Here is a 5079-nt window from a genome sequence, read left to right on the forward strand (position 1 = left end):
TCATCTCCCCTTCATGCCGGACATACGGAATCACCAACTCAGTTCCGTGCAAAGCCCTCCTTGTGGGAGAAGGTGGATCGGCGCGCAGCGCCGAGACGGATGAGGGGTGTTCCAGCGGAGTGAGACGCTGGTGGCATCTGGAGCACCCCTCATCCGTCGCCTTCGGCGACACCTTCTCCCACAAGGGGAGAAGGAAAAGGCGCTATCGCCTCAGCAACTTCTCCAACTCCTGTGCATCGGTCACCGCCGGCAGGCACAGCTGGCCGCTGCAGAACCAGGCGCTTGGCTTGTCCGTCGGCGGCAGCACGCCGCCCGGCAGCAAGGGTCGATTCGTTTCCGTGCCGATCGGCACGACGATGTCGACCCGGCGCGGGTCGGGATTCCGATTCGCGACCGGAACGAGGCTTGAAGATCCTGGATCATCTATGATGACAAGCTTCAGCGGTTCGAGCGCCAGGGCACAGGCATTGACGATGCCGGCCTGGCCGTAGGCCTGCTGGGATGCGCGGCCCATGGCGTGCTCGGCGGCCGCCCAGGCCTTCTCCCCGAGTTCGAGGTCGCCGGTGAGCGAAGACAACCGAACCAACGCCTCGACGATCTGGCTGGTGGCCGAGGGAATTGCTTCGTCGACATCGCCGCGGATGCGGATCGGCACGTCGCCGCTATCCGACGCCGTCAGCCAGTAGCCGGTCTTTTCCGCATCCAGGTGCCAGCGATCGAGCTCGCCGATGAACAGCCTGGCGTGATCGGAATAGGCCGGGTCGCCGGTTGCCTCGAACAACGCAATCGCGGCATTGGTCATGGCGGCGTAATCGCTGGACAGTGCGGGAAAAAGCGTCTTCGCGCCGAGCATGGAATGCGGCAGACGGCCGTCCAGGCTGGCCTCGACAATATGGGTGAAGGTTTTTGCCGCGGCATCGATCCAGTCGCGCCTGCCAAGGGAGCGGCCGGCTTCGGCGAGTGCTGCGATCATCAGACCGTTCCAGTCGGTGAGCACCTTGCCGTCACGGCCCGGCCTGACCCGCTGTTCGCGGAAAGCCAGCAGCTTCGCTTTCAAAGGCGCAAGATTGGCGTAGTCGGCAATGCCTTTGCTTTGCTGCATTTCGCTTTGGCGGACGATCGGCTTGCCTTCCCAGCCATGCGGTGCGGCCAGCTCGAAATACTGAAAGAAAGTCGGGGCGTCGTCGCCCAGCGCGGCCTCGATCTCGTCGCGGCTCCACGTGTAGAAGAGCCCCTCCTCGCCGTCGCTGTCGGCGTCGAGGCTGGCGGCGAAGGCGCCGCCTTCGACACGCATCTCGCGCAGCAGCCAGGCGACGGTCTCTTCGATTCGCAGCCGGAACAAGCCTTTGCCGGTGGCAGCATAGGCCCAGTTGCACAGGCGGATGAGCTGGGCATTGTCATAGAGCATTTTTTCGAAATGCGGCACCAGCCATTCGGCGTCGGTGGAATAGCGGCTGAGGCCGCCGCCGACATGATCGTAGATGCCGCCGGCAAGCATCTTTTCGAGACTGGTGAGCACGGCATCGCGGTGGTCCACCTGGCCGTCGCGCAGCCAGGACAGCCAAAGCGTATGCATGAAGGGCGCATTCGGGAATTTTGGCGCGCCCTTCAAGCCGCCGAGATCGCGGTCGATCATGCCGTCGATGCGGCCGGAGAGATCGCTGAGCGTATCGCGGTCGAGCACCGCCTTGCCCTTTGTTCCGGCAAGCCGGGATTCGACATGGGCGGCCAGCCCGTCGGCGCTTTCCGCGAGGCTCTGCTGCTTTTCCCGCCAGGCCTTGTCGACTGCTTCCAGCACCTGGATGAAGCCCGGTCGTCCGTAACGCGCCTCGCGCGGAAAATAGGTGCCGCCCCAGAACGGCTTGCCGTCGGGCGTCAGGAACATGGTCAGCGGCCAGCCGCCCTGCTCGCCCATGGCATGGAGCGCAGCCATGTAGATCTGGTCGATGTCCGGCCGCTCCTCGCGATCGACCTTGATATTCACGTAGAGCCGGTTCATGACGGCCGCGACGGCGTCGTTCTCGAAGCTTTCATGGGCCATGACATGGCACCAGTGGCAGGCGGCGTAGCCGATGGAGAGCAGGATCGGCCGGCCCAGTTCCTTGGCTTCGGCAAGGGCGGCCCGCGACCAGCCGCGCCAATGGACGGGATTGTCGCTGTGCTGCCGCAGATAGGGGCTGGCTTCTTCGGCAAGCAGGTTTCGCGTGGGCAAGGTCACGATGAGCGGCTCGGCGTGGTTTGAGGCAGAGGTCAGAGCGTGATGCCGAAAGGTGAAGCGGCCGACACGCTCTACCTCTTAATGTAGGCGGTTCGGCAGGTCCGGCAAATGGTTTCGCCAATGGCTTCGAAGGATTCGATCGTCGCGCTCTCCAGCGGCCGCCTCCCCGCAGGCATCGCCGTTATCCGTATTTCCGGGCCGAAAACTCGATTCGTGGTCGAAACGATCGCCGGGCCGGTTCAGGATCGGTTTACCAATTTACGGACGATCAGGGCGGCGGATGGCTCGACGATCGACCACGGGCTCGTGCTGTTCTTTCCGGGCCCCGGCAGCTTCACCGGCGAGGATGTCGCCGAGTTCCAGGTGCATGGCAGCCGCGCGGTCGCCGCCAAGATGCTGGAAAGGATCACCGGCTTCGAAGGCGTCAGACATGCCGAGCCCGGGGAGTTCACTAGGCGCGCCTTTCTCAACGGCAGGCTGGATCTGGTCGAGACGGAGGCCTTGGCCGATCTGGTCAATGCCGAGACCGAGGCGCAGCGTCGCTTTGCCTTGCGCAACGCCGAAGGCGCGCAGAGCGAGCTCTATTCAGGCTGGCGCCGCCGACTGATCCATGCGCGGGCGATGATCGAGGCGGAGATCGACTTCGCCGACGAGGAGGACGTGCCGGGTTCCGTTTCGGAGGCGGTCTGGTCAGACGTGACAGCGATGATTGGCGAGATCGAACGGCACGTCGAGGGGTTCAAGGCAGCGGAGATCATCCGTGACGGTTTTGAGGTCGTGATCCTCGGCGCGCCGAATGCCGGCAAGTCCAGTCTGTTCAACGCCTTTGCGCGGCGCGATGCGGCGATCGTCACCGACGAACCGGGCACCACCCGCGATCTGCTCGAGGTCGTCATGGACCTCAACGGGCTGAAGGTACGGCTTGTCGATACCGCCGGGCTGCGCGACGCCGCGGGTAAGGTGGAATCGATCGGCATCGAAAGGGCGCGGGCCAAGGCTGACGTGGCCGATCTCGTCCTGCTGTTAGAGGATATGGCCAATCCGGTACCTGTCGGAGGAGTCCCCGCTGGGGCTCCGCTGCTGCGGATCGGCACGAAGTCGGACATCGCCGATGCGGGCGGTGGCGCCTACGACCTGATGATTTCTTCTAGGGACGGCAGCGGACTGGCGTGCCTTCTCGACGAGATCGGAAGCCGCGCCGCCGCCGCGGTTGGCGAGGCCGGTGACGTCCTGCCCTCCAGAATGCGCCATGTCGAGCTGCTGCAAGAGGCGATGGATTTCCTGAGGGCGGCGCTGTCAGGGCAAAGCCAAGAGTTGCGCGCCGAGGAATTGCGGTTGGCGGCGGAGCGCCTCGGGCGGATCGTCGGTGCCGTCGATGTAGAGGATCTGCTCGACGTCATCTTTTCGCAGTTCTGCATTGGTAAATGATTCACGTGAAACATGGAGCGGCCTCTGTCCGGCAGTGACTCACGTGAAACAATACGCAATTGGGCCGGATTAATGTTTCACGTGAAACGGCTCCGGTCTTCATCCTTGACAGCTCGAGGTGGCAGGGACATGTGTCTGTCCATCTCTGAAAGCGGATTTTTGGAAAAATGACCGATCACTATGATGTTGTGGTGGTGGGCGGCGGCCATGCCGGCTGCGAGGCAGCGAGTGCTGCCGCGCGCGCCGGCGCCAGGACCGCGCTGGTGACGCTTCGCTTCGATACGATCGGCGTCATGTCCTGCAATCCCGCGATCGGCGGTCTCGGCAAGGGCCATCTCCTTCGCGAGATCGACGCCATGGATGGGTTGATGGGCCGCATCGCCGACGCCGCCGGCATCCAGTTCCGCCTGCTCAATCGCCGCAAGGGGCCGGCCGTGCGCGGCCCGCGCACCCAGGCCGACCGCAAGCTCTATCGGCTGGCCATGCAGGAAGCGATTCGGCAGCAGAACAATCTCGACGTGATCGAAGGCGAGGCTCTCGACTTCGAAATCATGGACGGTCGAATCGCTGCCGTTCAGATTTCCGATGACCGCCGGTTGGCTTGCGGCGCCTTGGTGCTGACCACCGGCACCTTTCTGCGCGGCCTGATCCATATCGGCGAGAAGAAGATCGTCGCCGGCCGCATGAACGAGCAGGCGAGCCACGGCCTGTCGGCGACGATGGCGCGCGCGGGTTTCCAGCTCGGGCGCCTGAAGACCGGAACGCCCCCTCGCCTCGACGGCCGCACCATCGACTGGGCCTCGCTGGAAAGCCAGGCCGCAGACGAAGATCCGGTGCCGTTCTCGTTGATGACGGACGCTATCGCCAACCCGCAGATCCATTGCGGCATCACCCGCACCATGCCGGCAACGCATGAACTGATCCGCGCCAATCTCGGCCGCTCGGCCATGTATTCCGGCTCGATCGAAGGCGTCGGCCCGCGCTATTGCCCATCTATCGAGGACAAGATCGTCAAGTTCGGTGACCGCGAGGGCCATCAGATTTTCCTGGAGCCGGAAGGTCTCGATGACGACACGGTCTATCCGAACGGCATCTCGACCTCGCTGCCGGAGGACGTTCAGCTCGAGATCCTGAAGACAATTCCCGGGCTGGAGAAGGCGACGATGCTGCAGCCGGGCTATGCGATCGAATACGACCATGTCGACCCGCGCGAACTGAAGACGACGCTGGAGACGAAGCGAGTGGGCGGCCTGTACCTCGCCGGGCAAATCAACGGCACGACCGGTTATGAAGAAGCCGGCGCGCAAGGCCTGCTCGCCGGCATCAACGCGGCGCGCAAGGCGGCCGGCGGCGACGAATTCGTGCTCAGCCGGACCGAAGCCTATATCGGCGTGATGGTCGATGACCTCACCAGCCGCGGTATCGCAGAGCCC

General features: G+C 64.0%; 3 protein-coding genes. 2 read left to right on the forward strand and 1 reads right to left on the reverse strand.

Annotated features, from left to right (window positions below; genetic code table 11):
- Positions 1 to 202 precede the first annotated feature (202 nt).
- Entirely contained in the window at positions 203 to 2218 is a 2016-nt protein-coding gene (locus tag EOA28_RS24375; RefSeq protein WP_127252954.1) for a thioredoxin domain-containing protein, read from the reverse strand.
- Between the two features lie 120 nt (positions 2219 to 2338).
- On the opposite strand from EOA28_RS24375, the gene mnmE reads away from it, so the two are divergent.
- Together mnmE and mnmG are read left to right on the forward strand one after the other, a co-directional pair.
- Positions 2339 to 3646, forward strand: a complete 1308-nt coding sequence (gene mnmE / locus EOA28_RS24380) for a tRNA uridine-5-carboxymethylaminomethyl(34) synthesis GTPase MnmE (protein WP_128315364.1) — start codon at positions 2339 to 2341, stop codon at positions 3644 to 3646.
- 167 nt (positions 3647 to 3813) lie between these two features.
- A partial coding sequence (gene mnmG, locus EOA28_RS24385; protein WP_128315365.1) for a tRNA uridine-5-carboxymethylaminomethyl(34) synthesis enzyme MnmG occupies positions 3814 to 5079 on the forward strand: 1266 nt, incomplete at its 3' end.

It is taken from the genome of Mesorhizobium sp. M2A.F.Ca.ET.067.02.1.1, from assembly GCF_004023285.1.
In the GTDB taxonomy this organism is placed as follows: Bacteria; Pseudomonadota; Alphaproteobacteria; order Rhizobiales; family Rhizobiaceae; genus Mesorhizobium.

Coding starts and splice junctions, on each gene's coding strand:
- mnmE (WP_128315364.1), top strand. CDS start 2,339: ATGGCTTCGAAGGATTCGATCGTCGCGCTCTCCAGCGGCCGCCTCCCC.